A 16,991-nucleotide genomic window follows, 5' to 3' on the forward strand; every position below is an offset into this window, starting at 1 on the left:
TTACTACTTTATATATTCAAAATAAGATAAAGAACTTTTTCCAAACTTTTTAGTTCTTTGTAGTTGAAAGTTTCCTAAAACTTCTGGTATTTCTAGTGTTGAGACATGCTCAACTACAATTAAAAAAATATTTTCATTTTTAATATTTTTAATCATTTCAAAAGACTTTTCATAAATCTCTTCCATCCCTTCTCTATAATCAAAAGGTGGATCTATATATAAAATTAATTCATCACTTGAATTTCTAAGATTTTCTAAAATTGCTGGTGTTTGTACAAAAGTATCACCTAAAAAAGTTTGACATTTATTTGGGTCAGTTACTTTACAATTTTTAATTAATATTTTATATGAGTTTTTATCTAACTCAACAAAATAGGCTTTTTTAGCATCTCTACTAATAGCTTCTAATCCAATACTTCCACTTCCAGCAAAACTCTCAATAAAAACTTTATCACAAATATCAAATTGTAATACATTAAAAAAAGACTCTTTCAGTCTTGCTTTTGAACTTCTAGTAACATCTAAAGAAGGTAGTTCTAGTATCTTACCTTTAAACTTACCTGCGATAATTTTTGTAGTTGGTTTACTATTTTTCATAATACTCTTAATTCTTAAATTTTTCGTATTATAGTAAAACTTTATTAAGCCTTTGTTTTAGTTGAAGTTTAAAAACTTTTAGATTATAATCAAGCAGATTATTAGAAGGATTGATTTTGTACATAGAAAACAATTTTCAAACAAGCAATTACTCTACTCAAAGTAATAATAAAACAAAAGAGACTCCTACAACTGGATTCCAAAATGAGATAGAAAAAGCAGATGATAAAAAGAGCGTAAAAGAAGAAGAAAAAAGTTTAAGAGAGTTAGTTGAGGATATTATCTCTTTATTAAAAACTGGTTTCACTAAAGATGAACTTGAAGCTCTTGAAAAATTAAAAGAACAGATTTTAAATGAGATTAATAAAAAAAGAGAGAATGGCTCTGTTGATACTAAAGAGATTGAAAGATTAATTAACGAGTTAGAAAAAATGGTTAATGAATTTAAAAAATCTAGAAATGGTCTTGTAATTAAAGATGCAGATGAAATAAAAAAAGAGAATAAAGAAGAAAGCAGTGATTCTGTAATTTCTTTAAATTTACAAAATATAAAAGAAAAATTAGATGAATTAACAGAAGAGATAAAAGAGCTTAAAAAACTGAAAAAAACAGATAATAAATATTTAAATACACAAGAAGAACTACTTTTACTTCAAGAACTTAAAAAAGCCTAAAAAATCCTTACTGTTAAACTTAGGTTTAACTATACATATTATAATTCCAAAAAATATTTTTTGGAGTTATAATGAAAAAAAACAAAAAACTATCAGTTTTACTTAGAGAATGGCATAGAGATTTAGGTTATCTTGTTATTGGGATAACAATTATTTACTCTTTATCAGGGATTATCCTTTCTGTAAGAGACTTGCATCTATTTGAAAAAGAGTATATTCTAACTGCAAAGATTGAAAAAAGCTTACAAGAAGAGAGATTAAAAGACAAAATAGTTTTAGCTTTTGATAAAAATGAAGAGAAAAAAGAGCTTCCTACTCATGTTTTAAAAAAATCTGTTTTAAATGATTTTGAGCTTTTAGAAGAAAATCCAGAACTAATTAAATATCAAATTTCTAGAAAAAAAGATATGAAATTTGTAACATATTATAAAAACTCAGGAGAGTTAATCTATTCAATCAGTGCATACCCTACTTTTATAAATGTATTAGTAAATGCACATAAATCTTCAAGTGAGGATAAATGGGCATATCTTGCTTTAGCTTATTCAGTTATATTATTTTTTCTAGCTATTTCTGCTATTTTTATGGTAAAAGGAAAATATGGATTTAGACAAAGAGGTATTTACATTACTCTTGCTGGTGTAGCTCTTGTTTTATTATTTTTATATCTTTAAGTTTATAAAAAATTAGGTTTTAAGTTATCCTTATAATAAAAAAAATACATTTTCTTTGATAAAATTCAAAAAATTTATTATTAAGGGTTTCTTTGCCAAGAAAGAAATTAAAAAAAGTACTCCCAACTCATGAAAAAATAAAAGAACAAAAATTTTTAAAAATATTTGGTAATTTTCTTCACAAAAGAGAGCTTTGGAGTTTATCAAGAAGAAAAGTTGTAGGTGGGGTATTAATAGGCATTTTTGTAGCTTGTTTACCTATGCCATTTCAAATGATTTTATCAACTTTTTTAGCTATTTATTTTAGTGTAAATCTACCAATAAGTTTTGCTTTAATTTTTATAAGTAATCCCTTTACAATGCCACCACTTTTTTATTTTGAATATAAACTAGGAAACCTAATTCTAGGAGCTGCTGACGCTGTTGAGTTTAATTTTGATTCTATGTATGATAATTTTGACCAAATAGCTCTTTCACTTTGGACAGGAGCTTTAGTCCTTGGAGTTTTTTCAAGTATTGTTTGTGCTATATTTGTAAATTATTTTTGGATTATTAGTGTAAGAAAAGAGAGAAAAAGATAAAAAAAGGATTAACCTTTTTCTATCTAGCATAAGAAGAAGCTCTAAGCTCTCTAATTACATTTACTTTTATCTCTCCCGGATATTGAACTTTTTCTTCAATCTCTTGAGCAATTTCAGTAGCAAGTAAAATAGCCTCATCATCATTTACTAACTCAGCTTTTACTATAACTCTTACTTCACGTCCAGCATTAATTGCATAAGCATTAATAACACCTGTTTTAGAAGTAGAGATATTTTCAACCTCTTCTACTCTTTTTAAGAAACTTTCAAGAACTTCTCTTCTAGCACCTGGTCTTGCAGCACTTAATGCATCTGCTGCACATACTGCGGCACTCTCTACATTGATTGGTTCTTCATGTCCATGATGAGCATAAATTGCATTTATAACAGTATCGGGCTCATCATATCTTCTACAGATTTCAGCTCCTAAATCCACATGACTTCCTGGCATATCATGTGTTAATGCTTTTCCAATATCATGTAAGATACCTGCTCTTCTAGCTAAAACAGCATCTCCACCCATTTGAGCAGCTAATAAACCAGCTAAATTAGCAACCTCTAATGTATGTTTTAAAGCATTTTGACCATATGAAGCTCTATATCTTAATCTTCCTACAAGTTTTACAAGTTCTGGATGCATAGATTTAATTCCAAGCTCCATAATAACATCTTCACCCTCTTTTAGGATATTGTTATCAAACTCATTTTTAACTTTATTATATATCTCTTCAATTCTTGCAGGTTGAATTCTTCCATCTTCTAATAACTCTTCAATAGTTTTAGTAGCAATAGCTCTTCTATAAAGGTTAAAAGATGAAATAGTTATTGTATTTGGTGTATCATCAATAATAATATCAACACCTAATAACATCTCAAGAGCTTTAATATTTCGCCCCTCTTTACCAATAATCTTTCCTTTTGTCTCTTCATCATTAATTGGAATATTATTGATAAGTCTTTCAGCAGCAAACTCTCCTGCATATCTTGTAACAGCTTGTGAAAGCATATTATTCACTTCATCTTTTGCTTTTAATTCTGCTACTTTATATTTCTTTCTAAAAATAGATGCAATCTCTGCACGGCTATCTTCTTTTACTTTCTCAAGCATAAGATCTTTTGCCTCTTTTTCTGTTAGACCAGAAGCATTTTCTAAAACTTTAATAGCTTGTGAAATTTTCTCTTCATATGTTTTTTGTTGTCTTTTAAGACCCTCTTTAATAGTTGTAATTTTTTCATTTTTCTCAACTATCTCAGCTTTTTGTTCTTTAATTGCTTTTAATTCAGACTCTAAATGATGATTTAACTCTTTCTCTTTTCTTTCAATTTGAGAAAGCATATCATCATACTCTTTTCTCGCACTTCTAAACTCTCTATCATAATCTTTTTTTGCCTTAATTTGAGCATCTTTTAAGATTACTTTAGCTTCGTGCTCGATAACTTTTGCTTTTGCTTTTGCTTGTTCAATATAAATATCAAATTTTGCTTTATTTATTTTTTTTACTACGAATACTGTAATTGCAACACTTATAATTGCAACCACAACACCTACGATTACTAATTCCATATCAATACCTTAATTTGTAATTACAAAATCAGCTTGAATATCGTATTTATTACTTAGTGTTTCGTTAGCTTTACAAAGTGTTAATTGAGTAAAAACAATAGTAGGTTTATAATCTAACCTATAAAAAAACCTGTCATACATTCCTTTACCAAAACCTATTCGCTTCCACTCTTTATCCATTCCCACTACTGGGACAATGGCTAAATCAATTCGTGGTTGAATACAAAAAGAGTTGTTTGGCTCCCTAATGCCAAATCTCTTCTTTTGTAATGGCAATCTATATCTTACTAATTTAAAACTGTCCTTGTACATGAAAGGAACAAAAACATTAATTTGTCTCTTTCTTAACTTATTAATCAAAGGAAGTACATCTACTTCCATACTCATGGGAATATATAACAATATATTTTTGAAATTATATAATTCTATAAATTTTTCTAATTTCTCTACTGTTTTTTTATCTTTATAAAACTTTAAAAAGCGGCTTGAAAACTCTAATCTTTTAATACACGATTTTCTAAAATCACTTTTGTGACTTTCTTTCATATTTAAGCCTTACTTGGGTAAAATTCTTACCTTAAATATTCTACCAATAAGGAATTAAAATGCAGTTTAAAAAAATAGCATTTTTAATAATTTCTGTTACACTTTTGTTTACCGCATGTGATACAAAAGAGGAAAAAAAGGAAATTATAGAAAAAAAGCAAACTAAATTTATATTACAAACACATGACATGAAAAGCTTAGATATTGAAGTAAAAGATAAAGAAGTTTTAATCAATGAGTTAAAAGGAAAAGTTGTTCTTTTAAACTTTTGGGCTACTTGGTGTCCTCCATGTAGAGCAGAAATTCCTCATTTAAATAATTTAAAGAAAAAATATAATGGGCAATTTGAAATTGTTGGTTTAAACTTAGGTAAAAAAGATGGTACTTTATTAACTCAAGAAGAATTAAATAGATTTATTGAAGAGTATGAAATAGAATACCCTATTACAAATAGTGATGATAATTTTAAAATTGCAAATTTAGTTGGTCCAGTACAAAGTATTCCTACTATGTTTTTAGTTGATACAACAGGAAAAGTTGTTCAAAAGTATATTGGTATAGTTCCTGAAGAGATGATGGAATTAGATATAGATAATGCCCTTGGAAAATAATTAATGTTTAGTTTTTTTAAAAAGAAAAAAGAAGAAGAAATTGTTGAAGAAGTAGTTCTTCAAGAAGAAAATAAAGAGACTATTGAAGAAAAAATAGAAGAAACTGACGTAAAAGAAGAACCTAAAGTTATTGAAGAAAGAGAAGAAGAGTCTTCAAAAGGTTTTTTTACAAGAGCCTTATCAAAAACATTTGAAAATATAAAATCAGTAGTTCCTCAAAAACAAGAAAAAATTGCATTTGAAGATATTGAAGAGATGCTAATTGAAGCTGATATGGAATATGAGATTATTGAAAAAGCAATGGATGGTCTTCCTGAAATGATTACAAGAAAACAGTTAAGACATAGACTTGTAATGCTTTTTGAACATGCACCTGATGTAGATTTATCAAATCTTCCTAAACCTTTTGTAAGACTTATTATTGGAGTTAATGGAGCAGGAAAAACAACTACAATTGCAAAATTAGCACAAAAGAGTAAAAATGAAGGTAAAAGTGTTATCTTAGGAGCAGGAGATACTTTTAGAGCTGCTGCTATTGAGCAACTTAGTTCTTGGGCTGACAAAATCAATGTACCTATTATTAAAACAAAACAAGGACATGATGCTAGTGCAGTAGCATATGATACTATCTCTTCTGCTGTTGCAAAAAATATTGATAATGTAATTATTGATACAGCAGGAAGATTACAAACACAAACTAACTTAAGTAATGAGCTTAAAAAAATAGTAAAAGTATGTGGTAAAGCACAAGATGGTGCTCCTCATCAAAAACTTATGATTTTAGATGGAACACAAGGTAATACTGCAATTGCACAAGCAAGAGCTTTTAATGAGATGGTTGGAGTAGATGGTATTATTGTAACAAAACTTGATGGTACTGCTAAAGGTGGAGCTTTATTCTCTATTTCTAATCAACTTGAATTACCAATCTTTTATGTTGGAGTTGGTGAAAAGCAAGATGATTTAATTGAGTTTAGTCCAGATGATTTTGTTGATTCTTTATTAGACCAAATTTATACTGCTGAACAATAATCAACTCCTAAAAGAGGTGAAACTTGAGACTTTTAAACTCAAAAACAAATAAGTATTTATCTATAATACTATTAATCACCTCTTTTTTTATCTTTTTAATTTTCTATTTTCTTAATAATTTAAACAATAGTAATAATCTTTTAAATAACCTTGAAAACTCTCTTACAACTACAAAAAACCTTTTTGAAGAACAGAAAAGATATGCCTTATCTTTAGCAATTCTACTTTCAGAAGATAAAGAGATTGTAAATAGTTTTTTAAATGAGAATAGACAACAAACCTTTGAAATAGTAAATAGAAAAATAAAAACACTAAAGCAGTTACAAGATAGTAATTTTGAAGTTCAAATTCATAATAAAAATCTTACTACTTTTTTAAGAAGTTGGGATATTAATATAAAAGATGTACCTCTTGCTTCTTTTAGGCAAGGCTTAGTTAAAGTAAAAGAAGAAAAAAAACCCATTGTTTCAATCGAACTAGGGAAACGATTAAATATAAAAGCCATCTCTCCAATTATAATAAATAATGAGTATGTAGGTTCAATTGAAGCAATTATTGATTTTGAATACTTATCTAAAGAATTAAAGAAAAAAGGCTATAAACTCTTTGTACTTTTAGATAAAAAATATTTAGATATAGCAAATGATTTAGAAGCAAATGAAAAGATTTCAAACTATATTTTAGTAAATAAAACGAAAATCAACTTTCTAAAGGATTTAGATTTAGAAAATCTAAAAGATTATGGTTATATTTCAAATAAAGAGCACTCTTTTGCATATTTTTCTTATTATGATTTACAAAACAATCATTTAGGATATATTCTAACTGCAATAAAAAACAATAAGCATATTAATATAAATAATAGCTATGATTATGAGACTGTAAATATAAGTTCTGAGGTAAAAATAAAATGAGACTACTACTACTTGAAGATGATATTGATTATAGAGAGAGTATCAAAGAGTATTTAGAATCATTATCTTATCAAATTGATGATTTTGAAGATGGGGAAGAGGCATTAAGTGCCATATATGAAAATAAATACCATCTTTTAATACTTGATATTAGGGTTCCTACTTTAAGTGGTTATGAATTAGTTAAAACAATTAGAGAAAATGGTGATAATACACCTGTTATTTATATTACTTCATTAACAGATATAAATAATCTAAGTTTAGGTTATGAGCTTGGATGTAATGATTATATAAAAAAACCTTTCTCTCCAAAAGAGTTAAAATATAGAATTGAACAACTTATTAAACTTTTTTATGCAAATGAAAACTCACAAAAAATAAGACTAAAACCAAACTTCACTTATGATATTTTAAAAAAAGAGCTATATTTAAATGAAGAAGTAATAACTCTAACAAAAAAAGAGAATGAAGTTGTGTTTTGTTTAGTCTCAAATAAAAATCAATATATAAGTATAGAACAACTTAGAAGTGAAGTTTGGGAAGATAAATATATTTGTGAAGCAGATATTAGAGTTTGCATTAAAAAAATACGAGATAAAACCTCAAAAGAGCTTATAAAAAACCAAAGAGGTATAGGATATAAAATTGATAGAGAAGAGTAAAAACTTTATTTTAAAAATCTCTTTATTTTATACTGCAATATTTTTTATATTTATTGCTATTCCTACATATTTTTATACAAATCTTGAATTAGAAAGTTATAAAAATACTCAAAATAGACTATTAATAGAGCATGCTCAAATAATTCAAAGAGCTATTTATGATTTTTCAAACTCTAAAAGTGATACTTTTATTTTTCCAAAATCTTTCAAGTTTGAAGCTACCTTATTAACAGCTGAGCAAAAGATCATTTATAAAACTAGAGATTTAAATATAGATGATAACTCTAAAATGAGTATTGAGGTTGAATTATCAAATAATAGATTAAATGCTAAGTATTTAATCCTTACGAAAAAAATCTCTTTTGAAGAAATATATCTAAAGATTTTAATCTTATCTCTTAGTATTGGGCTTTTTATTTTTATCTCAATCTATTTAATCATAAAAGCTAGTATTGAGCCATATAAAAAAGCAAATGAGTATTTAGATGCTTTTTTTAATGATGCAATGCATGAATTAAAAACACCCCTTGGAATTATTCAATTAAATCTTGAAATCTTAGAAGCAAAAGGAAATGAGTCTAAAGAGTTAGAGCGTTCAATAAATGCTACAAAGAATCTATTTTTAGTCTATGAAGATATTGAATACTTAATAAAAGAGAAAAGCGTTCAATATAATAAAGAGAATATTGACTTTAGCTACTTACTAAAACAAAGGATTGATCAATTTGAAAGTTTAGCAAATACTAGGAATATTAAATTTAATTTAAAAATAGAAGATAATCTTTTTAGTTTAATAAATAGAACCCATTTACAAAGAATTATTGATAATACAATCTCAAATGCGATAAAATACTCAAAGCAAGAGACCACAATAAGTATAATATTAAAGAAAAAAAATGAGTCTATAATTTTTAGTGTTCATAATATAGGGAAAGCTATAAAAAATAAAAAAACTATCTTTAATAGATATGAAAAAGAGAACCATATAAAGGGTGGTTTTGGAATTGGACTTAATATTGTAAAAAATATTTGTGAAATAAATAATATAGATATTTTTCTTGAATCAAATGAAGAAAATGGAACTCTTTTTCAATACACTTTCTTTAACTAAGCTTAAATCATATCATTAAAAGTAAACATAAAACTAACTTTATATTTCTATAATACTCTTAGAAAATAAGAAGGAGAAGTTATGAAACTAACTAGCAAAAAATTAGTATTACTTTCAGCTTTAGTATCTTTTGTTGCTACAAGTGCTCTTGCATTTGAACCAAAAGAGTTAAAAAAGAGAGAAGATAGAGGTTTCAAAAAACCTAAAATGGAATATGTAGTTCCAAATATTGATGAGCTTCCAGATAATGAATATGGAAAACTTGTTAAGTATGGAAAAGAGTTAATTGTTCATACTTATAAATATATTGGACCTGAAGTTGATGATGTAAGTATGAGATATGCTGGTAATAATAACTCATGTCAAAACTGTCACTTAGATGCAGGAACAAAAAAATATTCAGCACCTTTTATTGGAACTTATGGAGAGTTTCCTCAATATAGACCAAGAGAAGATGCAATTGGAACTTTAACTGCTAGAATTAATGGTTGTATGCAAAGAAGTATGAATGGTTATCCTCTACCAGCAGAAGGTAAAGAGATGAAAGCTATGAAAGCTTATATGCACTTCTTAAGCCAAGGTTATCCAGTTGGTGGAGCAAATGTTGAAGGTAGAAGATTAGCTAAAATTGATAGAAAAATGATTAAACAAAATAAAGCTGATTTAGAAAATGGTAAAGTAGTATATACACAACACTGTGCTTCATGTCATGGAGCAGATGGATTAGGTGTTAAAAATCCTGGAAAAGCAAATGGATATATGTTCCCAGCATTATGGGGAACTGATGACACTTATAATAAAGGTGCAGGTATGTATAGAATACTAAAAGCAGCAGATTTTATTAAATCTAATATGCCACTTGGTGCAACAAAAGAGAATCCTATCTTAACAGATAAAGAGGCTTACGATGTAGCTGCTTATATGAATCAAGATAGTCACTATAGACCTGAAAAAATAAATAGAACTTCTGACTTCCCAGATGAAAGAGTAAAAGCTCCAGATGTTTATAGACCAAATATGGAATCAAAAGAGCATCAATTTGGACCTTACGGAAAAATTATAAAATAATTCTATAGAAATAGGAAGATAAAATATCTTCCTATTTTAACTATCTAAAAAACTGTAAATCTTTCTAAAATAACTATAATTTCAAATTTTATCAAATTATCATTAATAATATAATTTTATATTTTAATCATGTATAAAGTAGAATTCAAATAAAATCATACAAAGAATTATTAAAGGAGTTTTTATGATTATTAATTCAAACAGTTCTTACTCTTCAATAAGTTTAACAAATAATAAAAAAGTTCTTAATGAAGAAAATAAAAACAATGTTGATAATAAAGAAGAAAAACTCTCAAAAGAAGAGACTCTTATAAAAGCTAGAAACGAATATAAAGGGGAACTTGCTTTAAGAATAAAAATGTTAAATGAACATTATTCTAAAGTTATTCAATTTACTAAACAATTTGAAAGTCCTATTAATCATATGAAAGATAAATACTTTAACTCTCACTCTCCATACTATATAGAAGGGCTAACAGATAAAGAGAGAAATGCTGCTTATAAAAATGAATTTAATTATTTAAAATGGGGGAAATTCACTACTGGTGCTTCTTTCCCTGACCCAATTTTTAGAGAAAGAGGTTTTTTATATGGAGATGTTGAAGTCGCTAGAAACAAAGCTTTTCAGCGTCAAGAAGTCAATAAGCAATTCTCTGAACTTTTAGATGTAAATAAGCTCTCTTTACCTCAAGATACTAAACTTAGATTTACTATTGACCCTAATGGTTATAAAGTCTCTATTTCTGGACTTGAAGATAAAAATCTTATTAATTCTTTACAAGATGCTTTAAATGGTAATAATGCTAAACAACTCTTTTACCATATCCTTTACAGTGCATCTAATGGTTCTTCTCAAGTCTCTGATGAAAAGTACAATCGTTTTAGTGTGATTAGAGATACTATGGATATGACTGGTTATAATTTAAATGATTTAAAGTTAGTCGATGGTAAGTTTCTTACTCAAGAGGGTATTGATATTTTTGAAATTTACAAAGAAAATATTAAAAATAGTGATCAAATACCTGATCAGTTTAAAGGTCTTGCTACCTCTTCTTATAAAAAAGATTTAGATAATCTCGCTCAAAATGGTTTTCACTCTGTTCCTGATTTACTTTTATCTATTGATTATCAAAATGGCTCTTTTTATGATGTCTTTCAAGCTGAAAACTTTGGTTCTGGAAAAACTGATTGGATTGATGACCTTCAAAATTCTAAAAAAATAAATCCTATTTATGTTTAGTACTAATTAAAAAAGAGAACTTTTAATGTTCTCTTTTTTAAATTAACGCTCAAAGCCTGATGTTATATCATACTCATAAGTAACAGTTGCTTTTACATATTTCATATTAGAAGGGCTTGTACCTCTAAAGTTATATTTAAAATCCCACCTTTGAGCAAGTTCTAAATCATCAGCTGCAGAAATATTATAACTTGACCCTTCTTGAGTATACCAAATATTATTTTCAGCAGGAGAAATTTTATGAACAATACCTCCTAAATTTTTTGATAACTTTCCTTCTGTTCTTATAGATTTTACAATAGCACCTGCTGGAACTCGTGAGCTATCAGTTAAGTCCATAGAAATTACTGAAGAATCAACTCCATTAGGGTCAAGTATATTTGGATTTCCAGGATGAGTAGCTGTTCCTGCAAAATCAAAAGTTGCTAAACCTCCACTTATTCTATTATTAATTGCTACAGTAAAAAATATACTACCAGTATTATTTCCTCTTGTAACTTTTATATAAAACAACTGACCTGAAGAAATACCCTCTATATTTGATACCATTATAAAAGGTGAATAAGAAGAAGAACCATAAACTCCGTCATTGGCATCATGAATATTTTGAAATTGATCAAAAACTTCTAAACTTCTTCCTTGATCTGAATCCTCATGAGAAACTTTAACATAAACCCTATCTCCCATATTAACTCTAAATGAAAAATATGCTTCAGTCTGATCTGCTTTTAACTCTCCTATAATAGAACCATGATATTGCCAAGTTCCTATTGGGTAAGCTGTATTAAAACTATTGTTACCAGTGATAGTATTAGCAAATACCAAACTTGTACTTAAAAAAAATATAGTTAAAACAACTTTTAACATACCTTTTAAACTATTTTTAATCATAAAAACTCCTTTAAAATAAAAGCATTTTTACCTATCTAAAAAACTGTAAATCTTTCTAAAATAACTCTCAATATTTTCAAAAGAGTGATTACCACCCTCTTCTATTACAAGTTCAGATTGAGATAATTTTTCTACTGCTTCACTATAATCTAAAACTTCATCTTCAGTTTGTAAAAGTGTTAAAAAATTAGCTTGATTCTCAAGTTTATGTACTTCTAATGATTTTAAAGTCTGTAAATGCTCAGAACTAACTTCAAAAGAAGTACCATCATAATAGTTCATACACATACCAACTTTATCTAAGGTTTTATAAGGATAAATTGCAGGATTAATTAAAACTGCTTTTAAATCATATTTGTTAGCTAAATAAATAGAGTAATATCCTCCTAAAGAAGAACCTACTAAACCTATTTTTTCATCTTTTTCAAGTAAAAGTTCAATTAGTTGTTCTAAAGTATCAATTGCAAGTTTAGGAACATAAGATAAAGAAGGAGCAATAATCTCTTCTTCAAAATACTCTCTAAATAAAGAGGCTTTACCACCTTGTCCACTACTTCCAAAGCCGTGAATATATATTATTGTCATGTTTTTCCTTAAAAGAATAATAATGACATTCTACAAAAAAGTGCTTTATAATTGATAGATAAAATAAGAAGAAAAGGCAAAAGCCTTTTCTTTTAGAATTTAGATTTTCTTACTTCCTCAACAACTGTAGTAGCCATTTCTTTAACACTTTTAACTACATCATTTGTTTCTGAAGCAATTTGTGCATTCTCTTGAGTTGTTTTATCCAGTTGAGAAACTGCACTATTGATTTGTTCAATTCCAAGCATTTGCTCTTTTGAATTAGTTGTTACGGTATCAACAATACTTGTTGTATTTAAAATATTGCTATTTAATTGCTCGTACCCTTCATACATTGTTTGAACAATTGCTTTTCCTTGATTTGCACTTGAAGTTGCACTTTCAACTAAATCCTTAATCTCTTTTGCAGCTTCGGCTGACCTATTAGCTAGATTTCTAACTTCTGCAGCAACAACGGCAAAACCTTTTCCTGCTTCTCCTGCAGTAGCTGCTTCAACAGCTGCATTTAATGAAAGAATATTTGTTTGGAAAGCAATTTGATCAATAATTGTAATTGATTCATTAATTGCTTCAACTTGAGAATTAATATCTTCCATAGAAGAGCTTGTCTTTTTAGATAACTCTTTGCCTTTATTTACTTCATCTCTTAATGAAACAGAGTTTGATGATAACTCATTAATATTATTCGCATTTTCTCTCATTGTTTGAGTAATCTCTTCTAAAGCAGCAGCACTCTCTTCTAACGAAGCTGCTTGTTGATTAGCACTTACAGTTAATCTCTCCATATTAGAAGATAAATCATCTGCACTTCTATCTAATACATTAGAATTATCTAAATTTGTTTGTAACATAGAAGAAATTTCTTTTCCTAAATTATTAACTCCACTCATTAAAGAACATAATTGTCCTTGACATGATAAAGTAGTTTGTTTAGTAAAATCTCTTTTTTCATAAGCTTTTAATACATCAATTGTATGTGTGATTGTACTATTTAAACTAGAAATCATCTCATTTAAATTTTTAGTTAATTCATTAATTACCGTATTACTAGTTTTTGCTTCAACTCTATTTGTTAAAATTCCTGAACTAACATCTGTTACAATCCTAGAAACATCTTCAATAACTTTTTCATCTTGTTTGATTGTTTCTCGAATTTTTGTAATATTTTCATTAATCTTTTTAGTCATCTTTCCTATTTCATCTTTTGTTGTTACTTCAATTAAATCAACATCAGTTTTCTCTTTATTTAAAAATGATAAAAATGAAAGAAGACCTTTTTCAAATACTTCTAATGGATCAACAATAGAAATTTTTGAAATATAAGAAACAACTGCAACTAATATAAGTAAAATAACTACTATAATTGTTACTAATGTGTAGATTAATGAATTTACATCACTATCAACTTTTTCTTCAACTTTTGCAATTTTAGCTTCAATATCATCAACATAAATACCTGTAACTATTGTCCAATTTAATTCTTCGATATATTTTGAAAAAGCCATTTTCTTTAATACCTCTTCCGTATTAGGCTTTTTATAAAAATATTCTACAAACTTTGTATCATCAGTTGCAGTATCAATTAAAGCTTTTCTAAAAGCAAATCCTTTAATATCTGGTTTCATAATATCAGTTTTAGCACCATTTAATTCAGGCTTTGTAGCATGAAAACCAAAATAATAATCATCTCCTATCTTCTCATATGCAAAGAAGTATCCACTTCCATTTAAGAATCTAGCCTTAGAGATTACATCTATTACTTTTTGCTTTGCTTCTTCTTTATTTGAAGACTCTTTAACAATTGAATCAACAATTGTATATGCAGTTAGAATTTGATTTTTAAGTAGCTCTTTTTTTTCCCCTACAATTGAGCTATCAAATTCTTTGATTGTTTCACTACTATTTTTATATGTTAAATTAATAGTAATGAATGTAGTAATTAATATTGCTAATGATACTGGAAGTACTACTAACGCCATTAATTTCAATTTAATACTGTTAAACATTTTTCACTCCTTCTCTCCTCGGTGCATATCATATAAACAAATCTTTTAAAAGTAAATAAATTTTTACTTAATTTTTTTATAAAATTTAAATTTATAAGTTATTAAAATCTCCTATATCAGGGGTTTTGTAAATAAATAATTATTATCCTAAGTAAATAATTTTTTACCAACTATTAATAAAAAATAAAATTATTACTTAAATAAAATAATCTATGGGCAAGTAAAAAGTCTTGAATCACATACTTTTACATTTTTTAAATATTCAATACTATTTTTTTCTTTCTCTTTTGAAAATTTTCCAGTAAAAGCTTTTTGCACAGAATAAAAGCTATCTCTACCTTTTATTGCCTTTAAATAAGTAGTCTCTTCTTTATTTGTAACTTGACTCAATTTACAATGAAGCATAATAGTTTTTGTAGTATAACCATTTTCTTTAGAACCATCAATATCTTTAAAAAATGACTCTTTACAACTTTTTTTCCAAGCTACTTTCATAGCTTCTATAAACTCATCAACTGAATATCCTATATTTCTATGATAAATATTAGTTGTAATCATTTGTGTCCAATTTTCTAATTCTTCATTTTTAGGAATAAACTCATAAAAAGATATATTATTTTGCATCTTTTTATATGCTAACTTATAATCTTTTGGGAAAGTTTGCAATAAATTTTCATATTTAAGTTCCCTAGAAAAAAGCGATATAGAAATAAAAACAATAAATAATAAAGCTTTCATATTAACTCCAATTTAAATAATAAATTACATAATATTATATGTTATGTGAATTTCATATTAAAATCTTACATTTTGATATATTTTTTAATCCATAATAAAAAAGTGATTATAATTGCAACAGAATTTAAAAGGAAAAGAAAATGGCAAAAAAGAAAACAACACTTTTTGAATGTCAAGCTTGTGGAGAACAAAGTACAAAATGGCTAGGAAAATGTCCAAACTGTGGTTCTTGGGATAGTTTTATGGAATTAAATCAAGAGCAACAAGAAGTACTTAAACAAACCTTTAAAGTAATAAATACAACTTCAAAAGCGACACCTATTACGGAAATCAAACAAGATGATGTTGTAAGATTTTCTTCAAACAATGATGAATTTGATTTAGTTCTAGGAGGAGGAATTGTTCCTGGAAGTTTAACTCTTATAGGAGGAAGTCCAGGTGTTGGAAAATCAACTCTACTTTTAAAAGTAGCAGGTTCAATTGCTGCAAGTGGTAAAAAAGTTTTATATGTTTCAGGGGAAGAGAGTTCAGGACAGATAAAACTTCGAGCTAATAGATTAGATGCAAACCATAAAGAGTTATATCTTCTTAGTGAAATAAAACTTGAAGAGATTCAAGATGAACTTTTAAGAGAAAATTATGAAGTTTGTATTATTGACTCTATTCAGACAATTTACTCTTCAAATCTTACAAGTGCACCAGGAAGTGTTTCTCAAGTAAGAGAGATAACCTTTGAACTTATGAGAAAAGCAAAAGATTCTGATATTGCCATGTTTATTATCGGACATATTACAAAAGATGGTTCTATTGCAGGACCAAGAGTTTTAGAACATATGGTTGATACTGTTTTATATTTTGAGGGTGAATCTAGTAAAGAATTGCGTATGCTTAGAGGTTTTAAAAATAGATTTGGTTCAACATCAGAGATTGGAATCTTTGAGATGACAGGAGAAGGTTTAATCTCAGCAAAAGATATAGCCTCAAAGTTTTTTGATAAAACAAAAGCTCAAAGTGGTTCAGCTTTAACTGTTACCATGGAAGGAACAAGAGCTTTAATCATAGAAGTACAAGCCTTAGTTACAGAAAGCACTTATCCAAATCCAAAAAGAAGTGCTACAGGTTTTGATGCAAATAGATTAAATATGCTTCTTGCACTTCTTGAAAAGAAAATCGATTTACCCCTAAATCATTATGATGTATTTATTAATATCTCAGGTGGTATAAAGATTAAAGAGAGTTCAGCTGACTTAGCAGTTATTGCTGCAATTATCTCTAGTTTTAGAGATAGACCTGTCTCAAAAGAGTCTGTATTTATTGGAGAAGTTTCTTTAACAGGTGAAATAAAAGATGTCTATTCAATTGATTTAAGGTTAAAAGAGGCACAAGCCCAAGGTATAAAAAAAGCTGTAGTAGCACAAAAACCTAATTTAAAATTAGATTTAAAAGCTTTTGCAGTTGATGAAGTTTCTAAAATGATTGAGCTATTTTAAGCTCAAT

18 protein-coding genes are annotated in these 16,991 nt (G+C 27.3%); 11 read left to right on the plus strand and 7 right to left on the minus strand.

Annotated features, from left to right (window positions below):
- Nucleotides 1–3: 3 nt before the first annotated feature.
- The gene (gene rsmD / locus ABIV_RS08280) at nucleotides 4–597 is read right to left on the minus strand and encodes a 16S rRNA (guanine(966)-N(2))-methyltransferase RsmD (RefSeq protein ID WP_114839428.1); all 594 of its coding nucleotides are present in this window, start codon (nucleotides 595–597) and stop codon (nucleotides 4–6) included.
- Between the two features lie 116 nt (nucleotides 598–713).
- On the opposite strand from rsmD, the gene ABIV_RS08285 reads away from it, so the two are divergent.
- The 3 genes from ABIV_RS08285 to ABIV_RS08295 all read left to right on the plus strand — a co-directional run bounded on the left by ABIV_RS08285 (nucleotide 714) and on the right by ABIV_RS08295 (nucleotide 2,526).
- The gene (locus ABIV_RS08285) at nucleotides 714–1,271 is read left to right on the plus strand and encodes a hypothetical protein (RefSeq protein WP_114839429.1); all 558 of its coding nucleotides are present in this window, start codon (nucleotides 714–716) and stop codon (nucleotides 1,269–1,271) included.
- A gap of 71 nt (nucleotides 1,272–1,342) precedes the next feature.
- Complete coding sequence (locus ABIV_RS08290; protein ID WP_114839430.1) at nucleotides 1,343–1,945, plus strand: hypothetical protein; 603 nt, start codon at nucleotides 1,343–1,345, stop codon at nucleotides 1,943–1,945.
- Nucleotides 1,946–2,037: 92 nt separating this feature from the next.
- Nucleotides 2,038–2,526 carry a DUF2062 domain-containing protein gene (locus ABIV_RS08295; protein ID WP_114839431.1) on the plus strand — a complete coding sequence of 163 codons (489 nt, stop codon included), beginning with the start codon at nucleotides 2,038–2,040 and terminating at the stop codon, nucleotides 2,524–2,526.
- A 19-nt stretch (nucleotides 2,527–2,545) separates the two neighbouring features.
- Here the strand turns inward: ABIV_RS08295 and rny are convergent, their stop codons facing one another.
- On the minus strand, nucleotides 2,546–4,090 hold the full coding sequence (gene rny, locus ABIV_RS08300; RefSeq protein WP_114839432.1) for a ribonuclease Y: 1,545 nt from the start codon (nucleotides 4,088–4,090) through the stop codon (nucleotides 2,546–2,548).
- 9 nt (nucleotides 4,091–4,099) lie between these two features.
- Nucleotides 4,100–4,636, minus strand: a complete 537-nt coding sequence (locus ABIV_RS08305; protein ID WP_114839433.1) for a 5-formyltetrahydrofolate cyclo-ligase — start codon at nucleotides 4,634–4,636, stop codon at nucleotides 4,100–4,102.
- A gap of 59 nt (nucleotides 4,637–4,695) precedes the next feature.
- On the opposite strand from ABIV_RS08305, the gene ABIV_RS08310 reads away from it, so the two are divergent.
- The 7 genes from ABIV_RS08310 (at nucleotide 4,696) to ABIV_RS08340 (ending at nucleotide 11,274) form a co-directional block, all read left to right on the plus strand.
- A complete protein-coding gene (locus tag ABIV_RS08310) occupies nucleotides 4,696–5,247 on the plus strand; it encodes a TlpA family protein disulfide reductase (RefSeq protein ID WP_114839434.1) in 552 nt (183 codons plus the stop codon).
- Nucleotides 5,248–5,250: 3 nt separating this feature from the next.
- Nucleotides 5,251–6,279, plus strand: a complete 1,029-nt coding sequence (gene ftsY, locus ABIV_RS08315) for a signal recognition particle-docking protein FtsY (protein WP_114839435.1) — start codon at nucleotides 5,251–5,253, stop codon at nucleotides 6,277–6,279.
- A gap of 23 nt (nucleotides 6,280–6,302) precedes the next feature.
- The gene (locus ABIV_RS08320; protein ID WP_114839436.1) at nucleotides 6,303–7,193 is read left to right on the plus strand and encodes a cache domain-containing protein; all 891 of its coding nucleotides are present in this window, start codon (nucleotides 6,303–6,305) and stop codon (nucleotides 7,191–7,193) included.
- On the plus strand, nucleotides 7,190–7,855 hold the full coding sequence (locus ABIV_RS08325; RefSeq protein ID WP_114839437.1) for a response regulator transcription factor: 666 nt from the start codon (nucleotides 7,190–7,192) through the stop codon (nucleotides 7,853–7,855). Before ABIV_RS08320 ends, ABIV_RS08325 begins: the two co-directional genes overlap by 4 nt.
- Entirely contained in the window at nucleotides 7,839–8,966 is a 1,128-nt protein-coding gene (locus ABIV_RS08330; RefSeq protein ID WP_114839438.1) for a sensor histidine kinase, read from the plus strand. The genes ABIV_RS08325 and ABIV_RS08330 overlap by 17 nt, the downstream gene beginning before the upstream one ends.
- An 81-nt stretch (nucleotides 8,967–9,047) precedes the next feature.
- On the plus strand, nucleotides 9,048–10,034 hold the full coding sequence (locus ABIV_RS08335; RefSeq protein ID WP_114839439.1) for a c-type cytochrome: 987 nt from the start codon (nucleotides 9,048–9,050) through the stop codon (nucleotides 10,032–10,034).
- 184 nt (nucleotides 10,035–10,218) lie between these two features.
- Nucleotides 10,219–11,274 carry a DUF4885 family protein gene (locus ABIV_RS08340; protein WP_114839440.1) on the plus strand — a complete coding sequence of 352 codons (1,056 nt, stop codon included), beginning with the start codon at nucleotides 10,219–10,221 and terminating at the stop codon, nucleotides 11,272–11,274.
- 42 nt (nucleotides 11,275–11,316) lie between these two features.
- Here the strand turns inward: ABIV_RS08340 and ABIV_RS08345 are convergent, their stop codons facing one another.
- The 4 genes from ABIV_RS08345 to ABIV_RS08360 all read right to left on the minus strand — a co-directional run bounded on the left by ABIV_RS08345 (nucleotide 11,317) and on the right by ABIV_RS08360 (nucleotide 15,494).
- Nucleotides 11,317–12,165 (minus strand): hypothetical protein, encoded by an 849-nt coding sequence (locus tag ABIV_RS08345; protein ID WP_114839441.1) that lies wholly within the window; start codon nucleotides 12,163–12,165, stop codon nucleotides 11,317–11,319.
- Between the two features lie 27 nt (nucleotides 12,166–12,192).
- On the minus strand, nucleotides 12,193–12,750 hold the full coding sequence (locus ABIV_RS08350) for a YqiA/YcfP family alpha/beta fold hydrolase (protein WP_114839442.1): 558 nt from the start codon (nucleotides 12,748–12,750) through the stop codon (nucleotides 12,193–12,195).
- 92 nt (nucleotides 12,751–12,842) lie between these two features.
- Nucleotides 12,843–14,756 carry a methyl-accepting chemotaxis protein gene (locus ABIV_RS08355; RefSeq protein WP_114839443.1) on the minus strand — a complete coding sequence of 638 codons (1,914 nt, stop codon included), beginning with the start codon at nucleotides 14,754–14,756 and terminating at the stop codon, nucleotides 12,843–12,845.
- A 210-nt stretch (nucleotides 14,757–14,966) separates the two neighbouring features.
- Nucleotides 14,967–15,494 (minus strand): hypothetical protein, encoded by a 528-nt coding sequence (locus ABIV_RS08360; RefSeq protein WP_114839444.1) that lies wholly within the window; start codon nucleotides 15,492–15,494, stop codon nucleotides 14,967–14,969.
- Nucleotides 15,495–15,634: 140 nt separating this feature from the next.
- On the opposite strand from ABIV_RS08360, the gene radA reads away from it, so the two are divergent.
- Entirely contained in the window at nucleotides 15,635–16,984 is a 1,350-nt protein-coding gene (gene radA / locus ABIV_RS08365; RefSeq protein WP_114839445.1) for a DNA repair protein RadA, read from the plus strand.
- The last annotated feature ends 7 nt before the right edge of the window (nucleotides 16,985–16,991 follow it).

Origin of the sequence: Halarcobacter bivalviorum, from assembly GCF_003346815.1 — a bacterium.
In the GTDB taxonomy this organism is placed as follows: Bacteria; Campylobacterota; Campylobacteria; order Campylobacterales; family Arcobacteraceae; genus Halarcobacter; species Halarcobacter bivalviorum.